The sequence below is a fragment of the Streptomyces inhibens genome (genome assembly GCF_022221585.1).
In the GTDB taxonomy this organism is placed as follows: Bacteria; Actinomycetota; Actinomycetes; order Streptomycetales; family Streptomycetaceae; genus Streptomyces; species Streptomyces inhibens.
In genome coordinates, this window is record NZ_CP084681.1 from 1,736,556 (window position 1) to 1,759,007 (window position 22,452).

The 22,452-nt window shown below is 68.0% G+C and carries 22 protein-coding genes; 17 read left to right on the forward strand and 5 right to left on the reverse strand.

Annotated features, from left to right (window positions below; translation table 11 throughout):
• The first annotated feature begins 3 nt into the window (after positions 1-3).
• Positions 4-159, forward strand: coding sequence for a DUF6131 family protein (locus tag KI385_RS08075; protein ID WP_238571532.1), 156 nt, complete (start codon positions 4-6; stop codon positions 157-159).
• 126 nt (positions 160-285) lie between these two features.
• Here KI385_RS08075 and KI385_RS08080 read toward each other — a convergent pair whose 3' ends face one another.
• Positions 286-879 (reverse strand): TetR family transcriptional regulator, encoded by a 594-nt coding sequence (locus KI385_RS08080; RefSeq protein ID WP_238577608.1) that lies wholly within the window; start codon positions 877-879, stop codon positions 286-288.
• A gap of 104 nt (positions 880-983) precedes the next feature.
• Here KI385_RS08080 and KI385_RS08085 point away from each other — a divergent pair, with 104 nt between their 5' ends.
• Both KI385_RS08085 and KI385_RS08090 read left to right on the forward strand, forming a co-directional pair.
• On the forward strand, positions 984-1,907 hold the full coding sequence (locus tag KI385_RS08085) for an oxidoreductase (protein ID WP_238571533.1): 924 nt from the start codon (positions 984-986) through the stop codon (positions 1,905-1,907).
• A gap of 313 nt (positions 1,908-2,220) precedes the next feature.
• Positions 2,221-3,810 (forward strand): alpha/beta hydrolase, encoded by a 1,590-nt coding sequence (locus KI385_RS08090; RefSeq protein WP_238571534.1) that lies wholly within the window; start codon positions 2,221-2,223, stop codon positions 3,808-3,810.
• A 250-nt stretch (positions 3,811-4,060) separates the two neighbouring features.
• On the opposite strand, the gene KI385_RS08095 is transcribed toward KI385_RS08090, so the two are convergent.
• Positions 4,061-4,513 (reverse strand): VOC family protein, encoded by a 453-nt coding sequence (locus KI385_RS08095; RefSeq protein WP_238571535.1) that lies wholly within the window; start codon positions 4,511-4,513, stop codon positions 4,061-4,063.
• Positions 4,514-4,851: 338 nt separating this feature from the next.
• On the opposite strand from KI385_RS08095, the gene KI385_RS08100 reads away from it, so the two are divergent.
• The 8 genes from KI385_RS08100 (at position 4,852) to KI385_RS08130 (ending at position 14,533) form a co-directional block, all read left to right on the forward strand.
• The gene (locus KI385_RS08100; RefSeq protein ID WP_238571536.1) at positions 4,852-5,529 is read left to right on the forward strand and encodes an HdeD family acid-resistance protein; all 678 of its coding nucleotides are present in this window, start codon (positions 4,852-4,854) and stop codon (positions 5,527-5,529) included.
• A 608-nt stretch (positions 5,530-6,137) separates the two neighbouring features.
• Entirely contained in the window at positions 6,138-7,325 is a 1,188-nt protein-coding gene (locus tag KI385_RS08105) for a glycosyltransferase (protein WP_238571537.1), read from the forward strand.
• 235 nt (positions 7,326-7,560) lie between these two features.
• Complete coding sequence (locus KI385_RS08110) at positions 7,561-8,205, forward strand: TetR/AcrR family transcriptional regulator (protein WP_238571538.1); 645 nt, start codon at positions 7,561-7,563, stop codon at positions 8,203-8,205.
• 436 nt (positions 8,206-8,641) lie between these two features.
• A complete protein-coding gene (locus KI385_RS08115) occupies positions 8,642-9,787 on the forward strand; it encodes a tyrosine-type recombinase/integrase (RefSeq protein WP_238571539.1) in 1,146 nt (381 codons plus the stop codon).
• Positions 9,788-10,448: 661 nt separating this feature from the next.
• On the forward strand, positions 10,449-10,577 hold the full coding sequence (locus KI385_RS43870) for a hypothetical protein (protein WP_281066804.1): 129 nt from the start codon (positions 10,449-10,451) through the stop codon (positions 10,575-10,577).
• A gap of 610 nt (positions 10,578-11,187) precedes the next feature.
• Complete coding sequence (locus tag KI385_RS08120; protein ID WP_238571540.1) at positions 11,188-13,254, forward strand: discoidin domain-containing protein; 2,067 nt, start codon at positions 11,188-11,190, stop codon at positions 13,252-13,254.
• A gap of 216 nt (positions 13,255-13,470) precedes the next feature.
• Positions 13,471-13,653, forward strand: coding sequence for a hypothetical protein (locus KI385_RS08125; RefSeq protein WP_281066974.1), 183 nt, complete (start codon positions 13,471-13,473; stop codon positions 13,651-13,653).
• The gene (locus tag KI385_RS08130) at positions 13,616-14,533 is read left to right on the forward strand and encodes an MFS transporter (RefSeq protein WP_281066805.1); all 918 of its coding nucleotides are present in this window, start codon (positions 13,616-13,618) and stop codon (positions 14,531-14,533) included. The genes KI385_RS08125 and KI385_RS08130 overlap by 38 nt, the downstream gene beginning before the upstream one ends.
• Here the strand turns inward: KI385_RS08130 and KI385_RS08135 are convergent.
• Positions 14,530-15,177: a TetR/AcrR family transcriptional regulator gene (locus KI385_RS08135; protein ID WP_238571541.1), complete on the reverse strand. Its 648-nt coding sequence runs from the start codon at positions 15,175-15,177 to the stop codon at positions 14,530-14,532. The genes KI385_RS08130 and KI385_RS08135 overlap by 4 nt on opposite strands.
• A 60-nt stretch (positions 15,178-15,237) precedes the next feature.
• On the opposite strand from KI385_RS08135, the gene KI385_RS08140 reads away from it, so the two are divergent.
• A complete protein-coding gene (locus tag KI385_RS08140) occupies positions 15,238-16,572 on the forward strand; it encodes a GH1 family beta-glucosidase (protein ID WP_238577610.1) in 1,335 nt (444 codons plus the stop codon).
• A 248-nt stretch (positions 16,573-16,820) separates the two neighbouring features.
• Here the strand turns inward: KI385_RS08140 and KI385_RS08150 are convergent, their stop codons facing one another.
• Positions 16,821-17,081, reverse strand: coding sequence for a BAR domain-containing protein (locus tag KI385_RS08150; protein ID WP_238578090.1), 261 nt, complete (start codon positions 17,079-17,081; stop codon positions 16,821-16,823).
• Between the two features lie 594 nt (positions 17,082-17,675).
• On the opposite strand from KI385_RS08150, the gene dhaK reads away from it, so the two are divergent.
• The 3 genes from dhaK to KI385_RS08165 all read left to right on the forward strand — a co-directional run bounded on the left by dhaK (position 17,676) and on the right by KI385_RS08165 (position 19,781).
• A complete protein-coding gene (gene dhaK / locus KI385_RS08155) occupies positions 17,676-18,668 on the forward strand; it encodes a dihydroxyacetone kinase subunit DhaK (RefSeq protein WP_238571542.1) in 993 nt (330 codons plus the stop codon).
• Positions 18,669-18,747: 79 nt separating this feature from the next.
• Positions 18,748-19,356, forward strand: a complete 609-nt coding sequence (gene dhaL, locus KI385_RS08160) for a dihydroxyacetone kinase subunit DhaL (RefSeq protein WP_238571543.1) — start codon at positions 18,748-18,750, stop codon at positions 19,354-19,356.
• On the forward strand, positions 19,353-19,781 hold the full coding sequence (locus KI385_RS08165; RefSeq protein ID WP_238571544.1) for a PTS-dependent dihydroxyacetone kinase phosphotransferase subunit DhaM: 429 nt from the start codon (positions 19,353-19,355) through the stop codon (positions 19,779-19,781). Before dhaL ends, KI385_RS08165 begins: the two co-directional genes overlap by 4 nt.
• A 72-nt stretch (positions 19,782-19,853) precedes the next feature.
• Here the strand turns inward: KI385_RS08165 and KI385_RS08170 are convergent, their stop codons facing one another.
• Positions 19,854-20,678, reverse strand: a complete 825-nt coding sequence (locus KI385_RS08170) for an SAM-dependent methyltransferase (protein WP_238571545.1) — start codon at positions 20,676-20,678, stop codon at positions 19,854-19,856.
• A 359-nt stretch (positions 20,679-21,037) separates the two neighbouring features.
• On the opposite strand from KI385_RS08170, the gene KI385_RS08175 reads away from it, so the two are divergent.
• Together KI385_RS08175 and KI385_RS08180 are read left to right on the forward strand one after the other, a co-directional pair.
• Entirely contained in the window at positions 21,038-21,682 is a 645-nt protein-coding gene (locus KI385_RS08175) for an RNA polymerase sigma factor (protein WP_238571546.1), read from the forward strand.
• Between the two features lie 2 nt (positions 21,683-21,684).
• Positions 21,685-22,437 carry a hypothetical protein gene (locus KI385_RS08180; protein ID WP_238571547.1) on the forward strand — a complete coding sequence of 251 codons (753 nt, stop codon included), beginning with the start codon at positions 21,685-21,687 and terminating at the stop codon, positions 22,435-22,437.
• Positions 22,438-22,452 lie beyond the last annotated feature (15 nt).

Consider the following 22,452-nt stretch of genomic DNA (forward strand, 5'->3'; position numbering starts at 1 on the left):
CCCGTGATCGTTCTCGGCATCATCCTGCTGGTCATCGGCTTCCTGACCGGCGTCGGCATTTTGTGGACCATCGGGATCGTGCTCGCCGTTCTCGGGGCGATCCTGTGGGTCCTGGGTTCACTGGGACACGCGGTCGGCGGGCGAAGGCACTACTGGTAGCGCCACCCCGCTTCGGCCGCCACGGCCTCCGGCGCCGCCCGCTGCGGGCGGCGCCGGAAGTGTCCGCGGGCGAAGGAGGTTCACTGCCCGGGACACGTACGCGCCGTACCACCCGTTAAAGGCGACTTACCGACCGTTCCGAACGGCGTCCAGCGCCGGGGCGATCACGGCGAAGGCCCGGTCGGTCAGTTCGGCGGGGTCCTCGGCGCCGTCGCTGTTGCTCCACCGTTGAAGCACGGCGTCGAAGGCGGTCAACGCCATCCCGGCGGCCAGCTGCGAGTACAGATCGGTGTGGGCGTCGAGCCCCAGGCGGCGCGCCAACTCCCCCGTCAGGTCGTCGCGCCACTGCGCCTGGCGCTCCAGAAAGCGTGCGTACAGGGCGGGGGTGCGCAGAATCAGCTGCACCACGCGCAGCGCCCTGTCGGAGTGGTCGCCGCAGGCAGCGATGGAGACCCAGACGGCGTGCCGTAGCGCCACGGAGGGGCGCTCCTCGATGGGGCGGGCCGCCAACTCCGCGTGAATGCCGGTGCCCATATCGGCCAGGAATTGGACGACCACGTCTTCCTTGGACGCGAAGTACCGGAAGAACGTGCGCTTGGACACCCCGGCGGTGGTCGCGATCTCGTCGATGGTGACCGCGTCGAACCCCTTCAGCGCCAGCAGCTGCAGTGCCGCTTCGGCCAGCTCGTTCGAGACGAGCTGACGTTTGCGCTGGGCCATGGTGACTTCAGGGCGGGAGCTCACCGGGCAATGGTAACGCCATGCCTCGTATGGCACTCAGTAGCGTCTTGACACCGAGTGACACTAGCGACAGCATGTGCCGCATGACACAGCAGCGGCACTGGACTGCCGAGCAGATCCCGGACCAGACCGAGCGAGTGTTCGTCGTCACCGGAGCCAACAGCGGCCTCGGCCTGGCGACCACTCGGGCGCTCGTCCGCCGGGGCGGACACGTGATCCTTGCGGTGCGCGACAGGACAAAGGGCCACCGGGCAGTCGCGGAGATCACCGCCGAGCAGCCGGACGCGAGCCTTGAGGTGCGCCACCTCGACCTGGCCGATCTCGACTCGGTCCGAGCCTTCGCCCATCAGTTGCACACCGACCATCCGCGGCTGGACGTGCTCATCAACAACGCCGGCGTGATGGCGCCGCCTCGATCGCTGAGCGCGCAGGGCCACGAGGCGCAGTTCGCCTGCAACCATCTCGGCCACTTCGCGCTCACCGGACTGCTGCTCGACCTGCTGGCCGTCGGGCACAACCCCCGCGTGGTCACGGTGAGTTCGGTCAACCACCGGCAGGGGCGCATCCACTTCGAAGACCTCACCGGCGAGCGTGGCTACAAGCCCATGGCCTTCTACAACCAGTCGAAGTTCGCCAATGCCGTCTTCGGACGGGAACTCCACCGGCGGCTGACCGAGGCCGGCAGCCCCGTACGCAGTTTGCTCGCCCATCCCGGCTATACCGCCACCAACTTGCAGATGAGTGCGCCGGTCGGCCTGTGGCGGGTGATATTCGGCCACATCGGCAACCCGCTGTTCGCCCAGCCACCGGCCCGCGGCGCGTTGCCACAGCTGTACGCGGCGACCGAACCGAATGTGGAGGGCGGTGCGTTCATCGGGCCGGACGGCCCGGCCGAGCTGCGCGGCGGACCGAAGCGGGTACAGCTGTCCCCCGCGGCCGCCGATCGCGAAACCGGCCGCCGTCTGTGGGAGTTGTCGGAACAATTGACCGACGTGCGATTCGTGTAGCCAGGAAGCGTTGGAGATGAGGAGCGAGCGTGCCGATGTCCCGCGCCGTGGCGGCGACCCGGTCTTCTCGTAGGTGCGAACTGCCGCTCTCGCCACGGCCCGTGCAACGGCGACGGGACACGGGCCGAACGCCCTGGACGGTGGTGCTGGACACTGGATATGACGCACCGTGTACGACTCCAGGACCATTTGCCCCAGCAGTCCGTCCACCCACAGTTGGACACACTGTGCCCTGCTGAGGGATTCGTCCCAACTGCCGTGTGCGCAAGGGTGAGTGCGTCCCACACGTACTGACCCGAAGGGCCATCCCCACGTGCGAAGCAGACGAATAGCCCCTGTCCTGGCTGTGAGTGCCGTCGCGGCACTGGTTCCGGCACTCACGCCGGCGGCCGCCTCTGCCGCTGAGAACCCCCTACCGCAGCACCTCAAGCAGCGACCGGCATGGCACCGCTGCAGCAGCGCAACCCCGGCCTCCTTTCAGTGCGCCACCATCAAGGTCCCGTTGGACTACAGCCGTCCAGGCGGCAAGAAGATCGACCTCGCGATATCGCGGATCAAGGCGAGCAGCCCCGCCGAACGCCGCGGTGTCCTGCTGCTCAATCCCGGGGGACCGGGGGGCCAGGGCCTCGATATGCCACAGGCGCTGTCGGCCGAGCTCCCCAAGCCCGTGAAGGGAAAGTTCGACCTCATCGGCTTCGACCCGCGGGGTGTCGGCCAGAGCTCTCCCCTCAACTGCGGTCTGACCGCCGAGGAGCAGAACTGGCAGCGTCCCTACAAGGCCGCATCGTTCGCCAAGGACGTCAAGTGGGCCCGGACCGTCGCCGAGAAGTGCGACGCCAAGCAGGGCGACAAGCTGCGTCACATCACCACCCGCAACACCGCCCGTGACATGGACGTGATCCGGGCCGTGCTGGGCGAGAAGAAGATCTCCTACCTCGGGTACTCGTACGGCACCTATCTCGGAGCCGTCTACACGCAGATGTTCCCGCAGCGCAGCGACCGGATCGTACTGGACAGCGCCGTCGACCCCGCACGGATCTGGCGGGGCATGATGCAGGTCTGGGCGGAGGGCAGCGAGCCCGCGTTCACGAGGTGGAGCGAGTGGACCGCCCAGCGGAACGCGACCTACAAGCTGGGCAACACCCCGGACGAAGTCCGCAAGACGTTCTGGGCTCTGGTCGCCCAGGCCAACCGGAAGCCGATCGAGTTCCACGGCACCCCGGTGAGCGGCGACGACATCCGCGTGGGCCGCGCCATGTTCTTCAGTGTGCGCGAGGCCGCGGAGACAATCGTCGACCTGAAGAAGGCCGCCGACGGCAAGGGCCGGTCCTCCACCCCTGACACCGTGTCGCCCGAGCGACCCGCTCCGCCGGCATTCGGCCGTGCCGTGCCCTCGGACAACGCCAGCGCCAGCTTCTGGGCAGTCGTCTGCTCCGACACCCGCGCCTGGCCGCGCGACCCCGAGCAGTACCGCCGCGATGCGATCCGGGACAAGGCCAAGTACCCCCTGTACGGCGACTTCGCGTCCCACATCAAGCCGTGCGCGTTCTGGAAGAAGAACGGCAGCGAGCCCGCCACCACGATCGACAACAAGGTCGGGGCACTCACCCTGCAGAACGAGTGGGACTCCCAGACGCCTCTGCCCAGTGGCCTCGGCATGCACCGGGTCATGAAGGGCTCGAGGATGGTCACGGTCGCCGGGGGCGTCGGACACGGCATCTACGGTTCCAAGTCGTGCGCCGACAAGACGGCCACCGCGTACCTGACCACGGGTAAGCTCCCCGCGAAGGACGTGACCTGCCAGGCACCCGCGCCGGCACGTGAGCGCAGCAGCGCCGGCAAACTGCCGCTTCCCACGCCTCCGGGCATCCCGGGGATGGCGGGGATGCCCGGCCGTTTCTGACCCGTTCCGGACGAGGTGATGTGACGTGGGGCTTCTGCCGAGCGGAGGCCCCACGTCGTATGGAGACCGCGCAGGTGGCGGCCGTGACCTCCGCCGCCTGAGCGCCGACAAGGCTTGCCCGGCGGACAACCGTGGCGGGAAGCCCTCGACCGCCCCTGGCGCCAGGTGGCCTGCGCGTATCAGAGAGTCGGCGGCGTGACGGGACCTGACTGGGCGGGCAGCGTCATGGGACCTGCCTGGGGAGGATGAACTACCCGGAATTGGTGTCGGTGCGGGCGAAAATACCTTCCAGCATTCCGGTGGCCTGCCCGACCTCGATCAGGTAGCCATCAGGATCGCGCAGGTAGCAGCGGACCTCGGCACGCCGGTCGATCGGCGGAGTCAGGAACTCCGCTCCTTTCGCGCTCCATTGGGCGTAGCAGGCCTCGATGTCGGCGACCCGCAGGTTCATGAAGCTGGAGACGGTGTGGGGTTCGCTGGGCGGGACCAGCGTCACATCGGGCTTGTCCGGGGTCGGGCCGCCGCCCGGATTCATGATGATCCAACTGTTGGCGAGCTTCACGATGCAAGGGTTCTCGTCCAGGACGACCTGCCCGCCGATCACCTCGCTGTAGAAGCGGCGCGAACGCGCCACATCACGCACCGTCAAGAAATGCGTCATCAGAAGCCCCTCACCCGGGGCTGGAATACCGTCGTTGGCCATACCAAGCCTCTCCAACTAGCGGGACCGGCGGCGGCGCACCCATTCACCGGGACGGAGAGAAGCCGAAGGTGACCGACACCTTGGCGATGGCAGTGAGCCCCGTGGCGGCGCTCCCCTGTGGATGGCCTCCGCCTTCCATGTCATCGCGCCACGGTGCCCGCTGCAACCCGTGGGCGCCCGGCCAGAGCCCGAGCGGCGTTTCCGCCTGCTCGGGGGACGTACGGCACCTGCGGCCACCGACGGGACCTGTGAGCGCCTGCCAGGCGGGACGGGGCCAGACGGGTGACGATGGAACTGGATCCATCTGACCGTGCTCTTTCCTGGAGGAGGCAGACGGCATGACATACCCCTCCGATTCCTCAGGCACCGGCCCTCCGCACGGCACCGAGCCCAGAGATGTCTCCCCGGACGGGGGCCTGGGCGCCCTGGCGAACATGGGCTGGCAATTCCTGCTCACCATGGGGCTGGCTGCGATCGCCCTGGGCGTCGTTGTCCTGGCCTGGCCCAGCCAGACCCTGCGGGTCGTCGGCGTGCTCTTCGGCATCTACCTGCTGGCCACCGGTGTCTTTCAGCTGGCCGGTGCCTTTGGCACACACGTCCCTCGACATCTGCGGGTGTTGCATTTCGTCGCGGGCGCGCTCTTCATCCTGCTGGGCCTGATCTGCTTCCGGGGCACCCTGGAATCGATTCTGTTGCTCGCGCTGTGGATCGGCTTCGGCTGGCTGCTGCGCGGCATCATGGTGACCGCCACAGCGGCCTCCGCCAAGGACATCCCGGCGCGTGGCTGGCAGCTCTTCTCGGGGATCATCACCACTCTGGCAGGCATCGTGCTGATCGTGTCGCCGTTCAGCTCGATCGCCGCGCTGACCTTGGTGGTGGGCATCATGGCCATCGTCGTGGGCGCTGTCGAGGTCTTCCACGCCATCAAGATGCGCATCGAAGTCGGCCGCCTCACCCAGGGCACTGCCACCAAGCGGCGGCCCGTGTTCCACTCCCGCCCCCACCCCCAGCACTGATCACGGGGCGTACCGGCCACCCAAGCAGCGAAGCATTTTCGAGCAACTCGCGTCCGACGACCGCGCATGCTCCCTGCGCCAGCCATACCGACCTTGTCGTCCACCTCTCCGCCGACGACCGCGTCACCGACGTCCGCCTACGACGAGATCGCCTCGTCACGATTCAGCGCTCTGACACCAAGGAGATCGCCATACCTCAGCAGCGCCAAGCGGGCGTGTGGTCCGCAGAATTGGGTGACGTGGACGGCGGCCGGGAACACATCTGGGGAGTCACCTCAGGCCGTTCGAGCCCATGAGCGGGAACGGCGCCCGGCCGCCTTCCACCTGCCCCACTGAACGAAGAGCGCCGCCGGTCAGCGCAATGGACCCGACACCAGTCCCCAACGGACCGGGTGTCGGGTCCTTTGCGCTACCCACGGAAGACCGCCGCCCCGCCGCCGCTCGGTCGACCAGTGCTGGTGCCCCCGAGACCACGACGAGTCCCTGAAGGGGGTGCGAAGGGCGAGTGATAGATTCTCAACAAGCGTTTATTTTTGAGCAGTCGGCCGTGAAACCCGGGGCGAGGCCCACACCGTGGCGCCTGCACCGCATCGTGGAGAGCGAGCACCATGCGCATACTCATCACCGCCCAGGCAATCTATTCGCACCTCGCCCCCCTGGTGCTGCCAGTGGCGGAGAGAGCCCAAGAGGCGGGTCATGAGGTGGCCGTCGCCACAGGAGCCAGCGTTGTCCCGCACATCAAGGAGCGCGGACTTACCGCGTTGACGTTGCCCAACCTCCAGTCGCTGGGGGAAGCACTCCAGGGCGGTACGCTCCGGCCCCCGCCGGGCATGGAGAAGGCCGGTTCCGTGACCGTCGAGATCGCGCCGGAATTCTTCGCCGCGGCCTTCGTCGGGCACCTTGCCGACGCCGGCACCCGCGACCTCCTCGAAGTGGCGAGGAGCTGGCAACCGGACCTGATCCTCCACGAGTCGACCGAGTACGGCGGCTATCTGGCGGCGGAATGCCTCGGCATCCCACACGGCGCTTTGGACATCGCGCCGATGGCGCCCTATGCCCATCCCGTCGTGACGGAGGAGCTCAACCGGCAGCGGGGGAAACTCGGCCTGGCGCCGGTCAGCGACGCCTGGCACACGTTCCGCGCCTTCCGTGCCGGAGTCGTTCCGGAGGACTTCTACCCCACGGACAGCCGACTGCCCAGCGCCCGCTACTACCAGGTCCCCGCGCAGGCGGCACAGGGTGCCCTCGACCCGGATATCGCCCAACTCCCCACGGACCGGCCGCTCGTCCTCGCCACCCTCGGCTCGAACGCCACCCGGCTCCCTGGCGGCGCCCACGCTCTGCTGGAGACCATCATCGAGACACTCGGAGAGCTGCCCGTCACCGGTGTCGTGGCCCTGGGGGCGGACCGCGACCCGCGGCAGTGGGACGGACCACGCCCCGAGAACGTCCATCTGACGTCGTTCGTCCAGCAGGAACTGCTGCTCCGGTCCAGCGACCTGTTCATTACGCATGCCGGATTCAACGGGACCCGGGAGGCGCTGGCAGCCGGAGTCCCCATGGTGGCTGTGCCGTTGTTCGCCGAGCAGTCCCACAACGCCGGCCGGCTCCAGCAGTTGGGCGTCGGGACCCGGATAGACGTCCAGGACGTCACCCGCGAATCGCTGGCCGCGGCGGTGCGCAACGTGCTGGAGGACCGCTCCTACCGGTCCCGCGCCCAAGGACTCCAGCGCCGGGCCCACGCTCTGCCGGACCTCGACCGGCTGGTGGAGGACGCGGCAGCGCTGGTCGCCTGAGCCGGACGGCTCTCGTCCGCACACCACCACTGTGACGGTTTCGCCGAACCGTTGCGTCTCGCTCCGGCCGGTGGGACCCCACCGGCCGGAGTGCGGTAGTGGTGAGGGCCGGCCCTCCCCGTGCAACAGCATCGGCTCCCCCTCTGCGGAGCCTTCCGAACTGCCGTCGCCAAGGCCCCGGCGCCGCGCGGAGGTGCTTGTAGCATCAGGACCGGCACCGGAAAGGGGACCGACTTTGACCTGCGCCGATGCAGTGACGAATGCGCCCGGACAGGCCGCACGGCGGAATTCCGGTTCAGGGAGCCCGGCCGAGGAAGCAGCCCTTCCGGAGCGCAAAGGCGAGCGCACACGTCGGCGCATCCTGACGGCCGCACGGCGGAAGTTCGCGGAAGTCGGCTACGAGCGCGCCACCATCCGCGCCATTGCGACCGAAGCTGACGTGGACAAGTCCTCCGTGATCCAGTATTTCGGCAGCAAGCAGGACCTGTTCCGCGAGGCCGTCCACTGGCAGATCCCCCACGACGAACTCACCACCAGCGACCCCGGCCAGACGGTGGAGAACCGCCTGCGCGGCATGCTGGACATCTGGGCGGCGGATCCGGACGGCCCCATGGCAGTGCTCCTGCGGACCAGCATGACGAGCGACGAAGCGGCAGAACTGCTGCGCCGGCATGTCACCGCGGAGGTCACCGACCACATCGCTGCCACCATCGATGCCCCCGACGCACGACTGCGCGCCGCATTGTTCAGCGCGATCATGATGGGTGTCGCCGCCCAGCGCTTTCTGCTGCACATGCCCGACCTGGCCGAGGCGGACGTGGAGGACATCGTGCGGATCGTCACTCCCCTGCTCCGTAGCCTCGTCGCTCCGGACGCGTGAGCCCCAGGCCGGTGGTGAAGCTACCGTCCCCCGTCGACAACCGAGGGAGAACACCACGCGGAGCGAGACGACACCAGTCCGTAACAGTGCCGTCGGCACACGCACGGTCCGATACTGGAACCGCCGGTTCCAGGCACGTCCGAGGCCTCATGGAACGCACCTGATACCCCATCAGGAAAGTCGGCATCAAGTCAGCATCAGCCCCGGCAGACCCCGCCCCGACCGCCGAAGAACGTCAGAGAACGTCAGAGAACGTCAGAGAACGTCAAGATCATAAACGATCCATATCCACCCTGACCTGGGAAAATGCAGGTCAGGGATCCGACTGCTCGTCTCCCCAGGAGGTACCCATGAGGATGCTGATCAACGTGACCTAGTTTGGTGCGGCCGCAGGTCAGGACCATGCTGAGGGCCCCGAGGTCAGCAAACTCCCAGCATGAGTCAGGAGACGTGCACGTTGGCGACCAAACTCATCCGTGGGATGGGCAGCTCCTTCAAGAGCTGTAACTGCGCGCGACAAAGTCGATGCCCACATCCCTACGCCATCCGCTATCGCGACGCTTCAGGGCGGCAGCGCGAAGAGACGGGCTATTCCACACAGCAAGGCGCCTTGGACCGCCTCGCCAAAATCTACGACGCGAAGCGCAACACTCCCAGGCCGCAGGCAGAGCTGAAACGGGAGCTCGGAAAGCAGCGCTTCGGCGAGTATGCATCGACATGGCTGACCCGACAGCGCCACTACACCGACGGCAGCAACCGGACTGTCAACCAGCTGCTCCAGAGCCAGATACTCCCTGCGTTGGAGCCCCGTCGCGTCAACACCTTCACCTCAACGGTTGTCGAGGACTTCATCATGTCGATGGAGGAGGGAAACGTCGGCCTCGCGACGCAGCAGAACGCCTTCGACACTCTGAAGAAGATTCTCCTCGACGCTCGCCGCAAGGGCGCAATCCCGGAGGATCCCTTCGCGGATGTCATCCCGCCCGAGTACATCCCTCGGCAGGTCACCATCCCGACGCTCGACGAGATCCACGCCCTCAAAGATACGGCATCCGACCCGCTCCGCCTGCTCATCGACCTCATGTCTGGCTGCGGCCACCGCAACGGTGAGGGATATGCCGCGAACATCAACCGAATGGTCGCCGATGACGTCTACCGCATCACCGAGCAGATAGACGGTGTGAGCCGTGTAAAGGCACGCCTCAAGCACCGGAAGCCTGGCGAGTTCCGGGAAGTGCCGATGCCAGCCATTGTCCGTGAGTCTCTACTGATGTACGAGGCGAAGTACGGAGCAGACTCGGACGGCTACCTCCTCCGCACCCAGCGCAGCCCGTTCTGGGCGCACACCACCCTGCAATACCAGTGGGATGCGGCAAGGAAGAAGGCGGGCATCATCCGCAAGCTCAACCCGTACTCTCTCCGCCACTACTTCGCGTCCAACTGCTTGTCCAAGGGCATCCCGATCACGGACGTGGCCGAATGGATGGGCCACAAGAACATCGGCAAGACGTTCCGCATCTACCGGCATTTCATGCCCGCCTCCATCGGCCGCGCCGCCAAGGCCCTCAACGAGGGGCTCTGACGCCATAGAAAGAGGGGCCGAGCTTGCGCTCGACCCCTCTTCAGGTGACCCTCTGCTGTTCCACCCACCGATCCAGATCTTCGATCAGAAACTTCAGCTTTCCGCCGAAGTGGTACCGCGGAATCCCATGGCGCCGAGACTCTTCGATACATCCAACGGGGCGTCATGTCGAGGTACTGTGCAGCATCGTTGATGCCTATATATCGACGGTCCATCGATCCCTCCATGCCATTGACAACTGGAGGTTGACCAAAGAATCCGGCCGAGCCCAATGGAGCGGGATGCTCGGCCTTGGAGTGAGCAGGTTGGTCGCTCTCAGAGAAAGCGATGAGGTGACACCTTGCGCCCATAGAGCCCGCCCCGCGGCGTCTGATCAGCAGATCACCTCCACTCACGCGAAGACCACGTCCTGAGCCAGATGTTTTCGAACCGGGATGCGGCTCAAAAGCAGATGCCGAGCGGGGAGACAAATATACAGGTCAACGGCTTGGGCTCGTCCACTCCGAACAAGCCCAAGCCGGGCTGTGCTGACTTCGTGCTGACTTCCACTGCCGTCCATTCCGGTCCGGTCCGGGGGTGTTGTGCTGGATCGGTGCTGGCTTCCGGCATTGACGAGTGGCAGCACGGACAGCCTCGGGCCGCAACACGCTCACTCTTCACCGTGCGTCACCTCGGCACCAGCACCGGCTACCTCGCGGAGGCCGTCTACGACTGGCCCACGATGGCCAAAGGGCGTTGCTACGAGGAGACGGCGCGGGGCGGGCTGGCGGTCAACATCATCGAGTGCTGAGCGCGGGTGTCTCACGGCCTGCGGTCCCCGCGCATGCAGGGTTGACCCCTGTCCGATCTTAACGGATTTGGTTCCGAATTGGACCGTTGACCTGCGGCGACCAGTTCAGTTGAGACGTCGGGATGCCGGGGATCTCGGGTGATGTGGTCCCAGGCGAGCAGATGCCGGAGGCTGTCTCAGTTGATCTGGTCCGGCTTCGCCGTGTCGAACTGATACCAGGTCTGAGCCGTCAGCCACTCCTGGTAGTCCCTGAAGATCTTGGCGAGGCCGTCTGGTTGTTCTCGTGGGCATCGAGGCCGTGCCGGGCGGGCTCTCGCCGAACCGCGGTCAGCAGGGCCCGATAACGCTTGAACACTGCCCTGTGGAACGTCTGTTGAGTAGTGGCGAGGTAGTTCCCTGGGGCCCATTCGGGGTGACTGGTCAAGGTGTCTGTGGCCATGCGTGGATGAGCGGACATGTAGCGGTGGACCGTTCCGCAGGAGACGCTGCCACCCTGACCAAGGACGCGTGAACTGCCGAACGTGAACGCCGCCAGGGGGTTGGCGTTGCGGGCTCGCGTCCCTAACGTGGAGCAGAATATGAGCCCGGCTCGCATTTAAGGATCTACGCGATGGTCATCGTTCAACCTTTACGCCGCAGACTCAGATCGCTCGCGGTGGTGTCGCTGCTTCTCGCCGTGACCGCCCTGGTGCTCGGTCCGGTGCCCAACGCCGCGGCGGAGTCCAACTGGTGGGATCCGTCCGCGAGGCCTGCACCCGACTCGCAGATCAACGTCACGGGCGAGCCCTTTAAGGGCACCGACGCCCACGGCCGCGTCAGGGGCTTCGTCGACGCCCACGACCACATCATGTCCAACGAGGGCTTCGGCGGCCGGCTGATCTGCGGCAAGCCGTTCTCGGAGCAGGGCGTCACCGACGCGCTCAAGGACTGCCCCGAGCACTACCCCGACGGCTCGCTCGCCATCTTCGACATGATCACCAAGGGCGGCGACGGCAAGCACGACCCCAACGGGTGGCCCACCTTCAAGGACTGGCCCGCCCACGACTCGCTGACCCACCAGCAGAACTACTACGCCTGGATCGAGCGGGCATGGCGCGGCGGCCAGCGGGTGCTGGTCAACGACCTGGTCACCAACGGCGTGATCTGCTCGGTCTACTTCTTCAAGGACCGCAGCTGTGACGAGATGACCGCCATTCGTCTCGAGGCGAAGAAGACCTACGACATGCAGGCCTTCATCGACAAGATGTACGGCGGTCCGGGCAAGGGCTGGTTCCGGATCGTCACGAACAGCGCGCAGGCCCGAAAGGTCATCGAGCAGGGCAAGCTGGCCGTCGTCCTGGGCGTCGAGACCTCGGAGCCGTTCGGCTGCAAGCAGATCCTGGACATCGCGCAGTGCAGCAAGGAGGACATCGACCGGGGCCTGGACGAGCTGAAGGGACTGGGCGTCAGCAGCATGTTCCTGTGCCACAAGTTCGACAACGCCCTGTGCGGGGTGCGCTACGACTCCGGCGCGCTCGGTACGGCCATCAACGTGGGCCAGTTCCTGTCGACCGGCACGTTCTGGAAGACGGAGACCTGCCGGGGCCCGCAGCACGACAACCCCATCGGCAACGCGGCGGCACCGGAGGCGGAGAAGCGGCTCCCGAAGGGCGTGACCGTCCCCTCGTACGCCTCGGGCGCGCAGTGCAACACCCGCGGGCTGACCGACCTGGGCGCGTACGCGGTGCGCGGCATGATGAAGCGCAACATGATGCTGGAGCTTGACCACATGAGCGTCAAGGCCGCTGACCAGGCCTTCGACATCCTCGAATCCGAGTCGTACCCCGGCGCCATCTCCTCGCACAGCTGGATGGACCTGGGCTGGACCGAACGCCTCTACAAGCTCGGCGGGTTCGCCGCCCAGTACATGAGCGGCTCCGAGGCCTTCAGCGCGGAGGCCAAGCGCACGGACGCGCTGCGCGAGAAGTACAAGGTCGGCTACGGCTACGGCACCGACATGAACGGTGTCGGAGGCTGGCCGGCTCCACGGGGCGGGGACACCCCGAACCCGGTGAAGTACCCCTTCCGCAGCACGGACGGCGGCTCGGTGATCGGCAAGCAGACCACCGGCGAACGCACGTGGGACTTCAACACCGACGGCGGCGCGCACTACGGCATGGTCCCGGACTGGATCGAGGACATCCGGATCGTCGGCGGCCAGGGGGTCGTCGACGACCTCTTCTCGGGAGCCGAGTCCTACCTCCGCACCTGGGGGAACACCGAGAAGTACCAGGCCGGGAAGAACCTCGCCGCGGGCGCGGCCGCGACGGCGTCCTCGTCGGAGTGGTGGAACCCGGCCGTCGGCTTCAAGCCCGAGAAGGCGGTGGACGGCGACACGGGCACCCGCTGGGCCAGCGAGTGGAACGACGACCAGTGGCTGCGGATCGATCTCGGATCCGCGCAGCCGGTCAAGCGCGTCACCCTCGACTGGGAGCGGGCGTACGCGAAGTCGTACCGCGTCGAGCTGTCGGAGGACGGCACGAACTGGAAGACGGTGTGGTCCACAGCCTCCGGTGACGGCGGCCTGGACACGGCCCGTTTCGCCGGAGCCCAGGCGCGCTACGTACGCGTCAAGGGGCTGGAGCGCAGCACCCAGTGGGGCTACTCGCTTCGCGAGGTCGGCGTCTACGCCGACTGAGGCACCGACGAGGCGGTGTCCAGGGCCCGGCCCCGGTGGAGCGATCTTCGACAGCCCCGTCAGGGGGTGAGCGTTGGACGCCGTCGCTGACCGTCCGGTTCGGCGACGGCGTCCGCGGCTTCGAGTGACGGTTCGTCTCGCACACGGTCGACGACGGCTGGCTCACGCTCCTTCACCGACCGTGTCCGCTCCCTCGCTCTCGACCTGAACTACCGGATCCGGGAAGGCCATGACCAGATCGAGCGCTGGGCCATCCTCACCGCGGACGAGCCGGTGGAGGTCCTGCGCTTCGACTCCGCCGCCTGGACGCTGCCGGCCCGCGACGACTACCTGATCAGTCATGTGGTGGGGGAATCATGTGGTGGGGGAATGGGGTCGGGAGTTCCAGCACCAGCGTGACCGGGTGCCCGTCGGGGAGACCGTGTTCACCAGCCGCCTCGGCATCACGGGACAGCACGCCGGACCCTGGCTGATGCTCGATGCACAGGACGCCGCCGAGGAGCACGGCGCGCTCAGCGACCGCACCACCAGTCGGTTCGGCCGCCGCCGGCCGTGGCTGATCGTGGGCTCGCTGGTCTGCATGTCGACGCTGGTCTGCATCGGCATCCAGACGACGGTCGCCGGGGTCGCGCTCGGCTCCCTCGCGCTGTCCGCCTCGTTCATGATCATCGGCGCCGGGCTCTCCCCGGTGGTGCCCGACCAGGTCCCGGTCGCGCAGCGTGGTGTGGTGCTGGGCTGGGCCGGGCTGGGCCCGCAGGTCGGCGGCTTGATCGCGGGCGGGGTGCTGCTCGGGCTGGTCACGGGCTTCTCCGCGCAGTACATGCTGATGGCCGCGTTTCCGCTGCTGATACTGCTGTTCGCTACCACCATGAAGGATCCGCCGCTTCCCCGCCGGCACCGCGAGCCGTTCTCGCTGCGTGCCTTCCTGGACGGCTACCGGATCAGCCCGCGCGCACCCCGAATTCCTCTGGGCGATGAGCTCCCGGTTCATCATGGGCCTGGGTTACGGGTTGGTCGCGGCCGTCATCCTGGGCCTGGGCTACGGCGTGTACCTGGCCGTCGACACCGCTCTGGTCACCGAGGTACTCCTTGCCTCGGCGGACCGCGGCAAGGACATGGCCTGGCCAACCTGATGACTTCCCTACCGTACGTTCGCGTTCCCCTGATCGCCTCGGTCGTGCTCGGCAGTCCGGGGGGCTACCACTCGCTGTTCCTCTGCTCCGCAGCCATGTCCGCGCTCGGTGCGGTACTGGTCTGGAAGGTCAAGACCGTCCGCTAGACCTGCTGACTGGTCGCCAGGAGCCGGATGCGATCGTTCAGATAGCTGTTGAGGACCCGTTTGCACTCGGCGATCAGCTGGGGGTCGCCCTGCGGATCGGTACGGAAGGCCAGTTTCAGCACGCCGTCCGCGCACTCAAGGGCCACTCGCACGGCGATCTCGAGTTCGGCGTTGTCCTGGACACCGGTCAGGGAGGCGGTCAGTGCGCGCAGCGATCCGGCGACCGCGGCGTTGTTGTCCCGGTTCGGCTCCAGGATGTGGTCCTGTCCCACCGCGCCGAAGTCGACCACGCCGAACCCGGCGATGCTCCGGCGCATGGCGACGAACTCGTCGACGGTCACATCCACGATGCCCGAGATGCCGTCGGGCGCCTCGCGCTCCAGCCGGTCCTCGACCCGCGCCAGAAAGGACTCCAGATTGCGGGCGGCGAGCGCGCCGATCAGCCCCTCCCTGTCGGAGAAGAACTGGTAGAGGGTGCCGATGGGCACCTCGGCTCTGCGTGCCACCTCCTTGGTGGTCAGCGCGGCATAGCCGACCTCGTCCAGGAGTTCGGCGCAGGCATCCAGCAGCCGTTCGAAGCGTTCGGCGCTGCGCTTCTGGACCGGCAGCCGGCGCAGCGTCCCTGCAGTGCGGTCTTGATTCACGCTTCCATCATCCCATCGGAACGACTAACGTGAGTACTACTCATGTTTCGGGGGTTGTACGTGACACTGGACCATCTGCCCGCGGACTTCATCTGGGGTGCCTCGACGGCGTCGTATCAGATCGAGGGCGCCACCGAGGAGGACGGTCGCGGACCGTCGGTATGGGACACCTTCACCGCCCGCACCGGTACGATCCGCGACGGGCACACCGGTGACGTGGCCTGCGACCACTACCACCGGTACGAAGAGGACCTCGCGCTGATGGCCGAGGCGGGCCTCACCGGCTACCGCTTCTCCATCGCCTGGCCCCGGATCCAGCCGACCGGCAAGGGCGAGGTCAACCTCCGGGGCCTGGACTTCTATGACCGGCTGGTCGACGGCCTGCTGGCACGCGGCATCGAACCCGTCCCGACCCTGTTCCACTGGGACCTCCCGCAGGGCCTCGAGGACGATGGCGGCTGGTTGAACCGCGACACCGCGCACCGCTTCTCCGAGTACGCCGCCGTCATGGCCGACAGGCTGGGAGACCGGGTCCAGAAGTGGATCACGCTCAACGAGCCGTTCATCCACATGGTTTGGGGCTACGGCCTCGGCACCCACGCACCGGGCCGCACCCTGTTCCTGGACTGCCTGCCGGTCGCCCACCATCAGCTGCTCGGTCATGGCCTGGCGCTGAGGGAGCTGCGGGCGCGCGGCCTCCAGATGATGATCTCCAACAACTGCACCCCGGTCTGGCCCGCCTCGGACACCCCCGCCGACCGCGCCGCCGCGCGGGCCTATGACAGCCTGCACAACCGCCTGTTCAACGATCCGATCTTCACGGGCACCTACCCCGACCTGTCGGCCTTCGGCTCCGACGCCACTCTCGGCGGCTCGGTCCGGGACGGCGATCTCGAACTGATCTCGGCCCCCCTGGACGCGCTCGGTATCAACTACTACAACCCGACCCGGATCCGGACGCCGGCGTCCGAGGGGCTGCCGTTCGAAGAGGCCCCCATCGAGGGCTACCGCCGCACCGCCTTCGACTGGCCCGTCGTCCCCGACGGTCTACGGGAACTGCTCGTCGGCCTCAAGGAGCGCTACCCGGCCCTCCCGCCGGTCTACATCACGGAGAACGGCTGCTCGGCCGAGGACATCGTCGCCGCGGACGGCACCGTCCTGGACCTCGACCGCATCGACTACCTCGACACCCACCTCCGGGCCGTCGACGCCGCCGTGGCCCAGGGCGTGGACGTGCGCGGCTACTTCACCTGGACCCTGATGGACAACTTCGAATGGGCCGAGGGTTTCCACCAGCGCTTCGGACTCGTCCACGTCGACCACGACACCCAGGTGCGCACCCCGAAGGCGTCCTTCGCGTGGTACCGCGACCTCATCCGCGCGCAGCGCAGTTGAGCTCCCAGAACAGTGCCGCAACGCAGGTCAGGCAGCTCCCAACAGCGTTCGCACCAGCTCAGCCTCCGCTTCGGTGAGGTCGAAGCGCAGTCCGGTGAGGAGATCGCCGACCGGGCCGTCAAGGACCAGATGACCTACCGCGGCCTCCTCGCCGAACTGCTGATGACCGAGTGCGACGACCGGGCCCGCTGCCGTTCGGAACGACGGATCAAAGCAACGGGCTTCCCCCGCGGGAGAAGTCCCCGAAGCTATCCAGGGTTGCAGATCATTGATGCTCCAAGCCTGCCGGTGGGAACGTTGCTGACGCGTCGGCAACGTGAGGTTGCGACGCCTTGCTCGCGGAGTTGCCGTTGGAGGCGGAGGATCTCTCCGTGTGCGGCGGCCAGCCGCTGTTCGAGTTGTTGGACGCGTTCGCGGTGGTTGGTGCGTTCGCGGCGGAGCGCCCCGGTGAGGGTATGGATCACCGTGCTGTCGTCTGGCTCCTCGGCAACCGTCTGCGTCTTGATCACGGCCACTCATGCTCGCACGGCAGCTGCACCAAGCCGGTCGACCGGGACCGTCTCGTGCGATCCACTCCCTGTTACTGAGTCAGGGGCATGCAGGCGTGGCCTAGTAGCGTGGCTGGTGCGAACCCGGAACCTATTGGCCCGCGCAGCCGGCAATTGTTCCGGGCAACGGATCAGCCGCAGTGGTGGCCAGGGCTCGGCGGGGCCGCAGTGAGCACAGCCAAGGTGGCGGACTCCGCCGTACGAATCCGAGTGGCCAGTCGTCCGCCTGGTGCACTTCCATGGGGCCGTGGACACGACGATGATCGGTCGGAGGCAACGCAAGGTGACACTGCTCAGGGCACAACGACACCCGCGGATAGCAGGGCCGTCGTCGGCTCACGGTCCGATACTTGAACCGGCGAGCCCGCCACCTCCGTGACGCCCATAGCAGGCCTGACACACCATCAGGAAAGTCAGCATTAAGTCAGCATCAGCCCCGCCGGACCCCGCATACGACCGCCACGGATCGCCAAGATCAGAAACTGCCAGAGTCCACTCTGACCTGGGAAAACACCGGCCAGAGGCACGACTGCCTAATCTCACCAGGAGGTACCCATGAGGATGCTGATCAACGTCGCCGAAACCGTGGTCGCGGATGCGCTGCGCGGGATGGCCGCGGCGCATCCCGAGCTGGTGGTGGATACCGAGAACCGGGTGATCGTGCGGCGGGATGCGCCGGTGGCGCAGAAGGTGGCGTTGGTGTCCGGGGGTGGCAGTGGGCATGAGCCGCTGCACGGGGGGTTCGTGGGGCCCGGGATGCTGGATGCGGCGTGTCCCGGTGAGGTCTTCACCTCGCCCGTGCCCGATCAGATGGTGCGGGCCGCGGCGGCCGTGGACAGCGGCAACGGGGTCTTGTTCATCGTGAAGAACTACACCGGGGATGTGCTCAACTTCCAGATGGCGGCGGAGCTGGCGGAGGACGAGGGTGTGCAGGTCGCCAGTGTGCTCGTCAATGACGATGTCGCGGTGATCGACTCGACGTTCACGGCGGGGCGGCGCGGCACCGGGGCCACGCTGTTCGTGGAGAAGATCGCGGGGGCGGCGGCCGAGGAAGGGATGCCGCTGGAGCGGGTGGAGGCGCTGGCCCGGCAGGTCGTGGCGTCCTCGCGCAGCTTCGGGGTGGCGCTGAGCGCCTGTACGACGCCGGCGAAGGGCAGTCCGACGTTCGACCTTCCGGCCGGGGAGCTGGAGTTGGGGGTCGGGATCCACGGCGAGCCGGGGCGGGAGCGCCGCGCGATGATGACCTCGCGCGAGATCGCGGACTTCGCGGTGGACGCGGTCCTGGAGGACCTCGATCCGCGGCTGCCGGTGCTGGTGTTGGTCAACGGCATGGGCGCGACGCCGCTGCTGGAGCTGTACGGCTTCAATGCGGAGGTCCACCGGGTGCTCGACGAGCGGGGTGTGGCGGTGGCCCGTACGCTCGTCGGGAACTATGTGACGTCGCTGGACATGGCGGGCTGCTCGGTGACGCTGTGTCAGGTCGACGGGGAGCTGCTGCGGCTGTGGGACGCGCCGGTAGAGACGGCGGGGCTGCGCTGGGGGCGGTGAGGGAGGACCGAGGGAGCCGTATCCGTAGCCCTATCGGCTTCTTCACGCAGTGTGCCGGAACAACTAAGGAGAGTAGTCCGTGTCCGAAACGGCCTTGGATGCCGCGTTCTTCGTACGCTGGATGACGGCGGCCGCCGCCGTCATCGACCGGGAGGCCGAGCGGCTCACCGAGCTGGACTCGCCCATCGGTGACGCCGACCACGGCACGAACATGCAGCGCGGCTTCGTGGCCGTGGCCAAGATGGTGGAGACGGAGCCGCCGGCGACGCCCGGTGGCGTGCTGACGGCCGCCGGGCGGCAGTTGATCTCCAGTGTGGGCGGCGCGTCCGGGCCGCTGTACGGGACGCTGCTGCGGCGCGCCGGCAAGGCGCTCGGCGACGCGCCGCACGTCTCGGCACAGGAGCTGCGGTCGGCGCTGGGCGCCGGGGTGGATGCGGTGGCGCAGCTCGGCGGCTCGGCGCCGGGTGACAAGACGATGCTCGATGCGCTGGTGCCGGGGGTGGCGGCGCTGGCGACGTCCTTCGACGCGGCGGCCGAGGCGGCCGAGGGGGGTGCGCTGGCAACGGTGCCGATACTGGCCAGGAAGGGCCGGGCGAGCTATCTGGGCGAACGCAGCATCGGGCATCAGGACCCCGGGGCGACCTCGTCGGCGCTGCTGTTCTCGGCGCTCGCGGAGGTGGCGAAGTGAGTGCGGAGGGCAGCGGTGGCGCGGCGGCGCCGGTCGGGGTGGTGCTGGTGTCGCACAGCGGGCCGGTCGCCGAGTCCCTGGCGACGATGGCCGCCGGGCTCGCCGGGGGCGGTGCCACGGCGCCGGTGGCCGCCGCGGGCGGTACGCCGGACGGCGGGCTGGGGACGAGCGCGGAGCTGATCGCCGAGGCGGCACGGACGGTGGACCGCGGTGCGGGCGTGGCGATCCTGGTCGACCTGGGCAGCGCCGTACTGACCGTCAAGGCCCTGATCGCCGAGGGGGATGAACTCCCGGAGGGGGCACGGCTGGTGGATGCGCCGTTCGTGGAGGGCGCGGTGGCCGCCGTGGTCACCGCCTCGGCCGGGGCGGATCTGGACGCGGTCGCGGCGGCGGCCGGCGAGGCGTACGACTATCGCAAGGAGTGAGGGACGGCGTGCGCCAGGGCCTGTCCGACCCTGACCCGTCGGACAGGCCCTAGGCCGCCCGCCCCGCCCGGCTCAGGGTTTGCGGGCGATGCCGGCGTAGCAGGCGGCCTCCGCGTCGGTGACATGGGTGGCGTCCTCGGGGCGGTCGGGGCGCCACTGGTGGGAGAGGGTGACACCCGGTTCCAGCAGCTCCCAGCCGTCGAAGAAGCGGAGGAATTCGGCGCGTGAGCGGAGCTGGAGCCTGGTGCCGGCGTCACCGTAGATCTTGATGATCTTCCGCATCGCCTCGGGGGTGAAGTCCGGTGTCGCATGGCTCATGACCAGGGCGCTGCCGCTGGGCAGGGCGGCCTTGAGGGTCTCGACGATGGTGTGGGCGCGGCGTTGTCCGTCGTCGGGGACGAAGTGCATCAGCGCGTTGAGGCTGAGCGCGACCGGGCGGCTCAGATCGAGGGTGTCGAGGAGTTGTGGCGCCGTGAGGATGCCGGTGGGGTCGGTGACGTCGGCCGGGACGTACGCGGTGCGGCCCTCGGGGGTGCTGAGCAGCAGTGCCGCGGCGTGCGCGAGGACGATCGGGTCGTTGTCGGTGTAGACCACCCGGGCGTCGGGGGCGATGCCCTGGGCGATGTCGTGGAGGTTGGGCGGCGTGGGGATGCCGGTGCCGATGTCGAGGAACTGCCGCAGGCCCGATGCGGCGAGGAACCGCGTGGCGCGGTGCATGAACTCCCGGTTGATGCGGGCGGCGACCAGCGCGGCGGGGAACACCCCCAGCACTTCTCCGGCGGCCATCCGGTCCGCCAGGAAGTTGGTCTTGCCGCCCAGGAAGTAGTCGTAGATCCGGGAGGAGTGGGCCCGGTCCAGCCGTAGATCCACCACGGACTCGGGCTCCTGCTCGCTCATCGTGCGCTGCCTCTCCACTACGGCACGCCACCCCGGTGCTTCACCGGCGCACGGTGGCGCCACTTTTCAAGCCGTGCGCCCCAACGGCTTCCCACACGCCGCCGCACGCCCGGCTGTTGGAGCAATGCCCCGTACGCCCTGGATCATGCGGAACGCCTCCACGACACGGGCCATGGCGGCCGACCACTCCCTTATCACGAGTAGTCATATGAATACGCAGCGGAAGATTTTTATGCCCCTGATGCCACAAACAGGGTCGCTTTCCTGTTCATTGGAACGTGAGGGCAAACCGTCCTCCCGCTGCTGTCGGCGTTTCGCGCCCGCGCGGCGGTGCACGGCGAACGGAACGAGGACGGCTCGTGAGCGCAGACCGGGACCGACTTCTACCGGCGTGCGCCCCGGCGCACGTCCGCATCGCGGAGTTAGCCGCGCTCCCGCGCTGTCCACCCCGGGCCGTCGCCACGGATCCGTCCGACCACCAGCTGTCGATCACCTTCGAGGCGTTCCTGACGACACACGCCCGTAAGTGGCTGACGTACGCCTATCTGCACACCGGCAGCGAGGCCGCGGCCCGCGAGGTCACCCTGGCTGCCTATGAGCAGCTCGGCCGGCTGTGGCCGCATGCGCTGCGGCAGGCGTCGGTGGAGGCGTACGCCTGGTCGGTCCTCAAGGAACGTGTCGTGGAGTGGCTCTACGACCACCAGCAGCCCACCGCGCTCACCGAAACCGCCGCCTTCGCCGTCGTCACGCATGCGCTGCTGCGCGAGTGCCAGCAGCAGTTCGCCATGCTGGAGAGCCAGTTGGGGCTGTATGCGGCCATCGCCCGGCTGCCGGAGCGGCAGTGCGATGTGATCGTGCTGCGGCATGTCATCGGCTACAGCGATGCGCAGATCGGCTCGCTGCTCGGCGTCGACGAAGTCACCGTCCGCTCCTACGCGAGCCGCGGCAAGCGCAAGCTCGCCGCGGCGCTCGGTATCGACCAGGGAAATACCAGGGGGAACTGAAAATGTCGCACATCATGCCACCCGGCCGCCGGGAGACCGTCGAGACGCTGCTCAGCGCCGCGGCCGCGGTGCCCGGAATCGATGCTCCGGCCGGCTTCTGTGACCTCGACGACGGGGGTGCGCTCGGCCGTCTCACCGTCCCCCGGCAGGCGGGGGCGGCGGCAGCGGACGGGCCGCGGGCGACGCTGTCGCCGGCCCGCGCCGACCGCGGTGCGCCCAGCGCCTATCCCAGCGCCCGCGACGAGGCCACCCATGAACTCCAGCTGGCCTGCGCGCTGGTCGTCAATGCCGCGGCGGCCGCGGCCAGCCTGGAACGGCTGGTCAACGACCACCACATCGACCCCGAGGGCGCACTGGTCTTCGCCTGTCTGCTGCACATCACCGGGCGCTGCGACGCGGCGCACTTCTGGTGGCACTTCGGCGCCGGCGCCGGCAGCCGCACCGCCGCCTACTGCCTGTATCTCTCGCACCGTCGCAACGGCGAGTACCGCGACGCCGCCTACTGGCGCGAGCAGGCCGCGCACGCGCCCGACGAGGAGCGCCGGTCCGTGGCCGCGTTCGACGAGAAGCAGTTGCTGCCGGACGCGGCCCGGCACAATCTCCTCGTCCAGTGGCACAGCGGGCTCGCCCCGACCCTGCCGACGGCGCTGGAGAATGTGATCAACCGTCTCGTCGTGGACAGCGACGACGAGGATTTCGGTGAGATCCCACGCCCTTCGCCGACCCTCGTCCAGGACCTGGGCCGGGCCGAGTAGCGGCCCGGCCCGTCG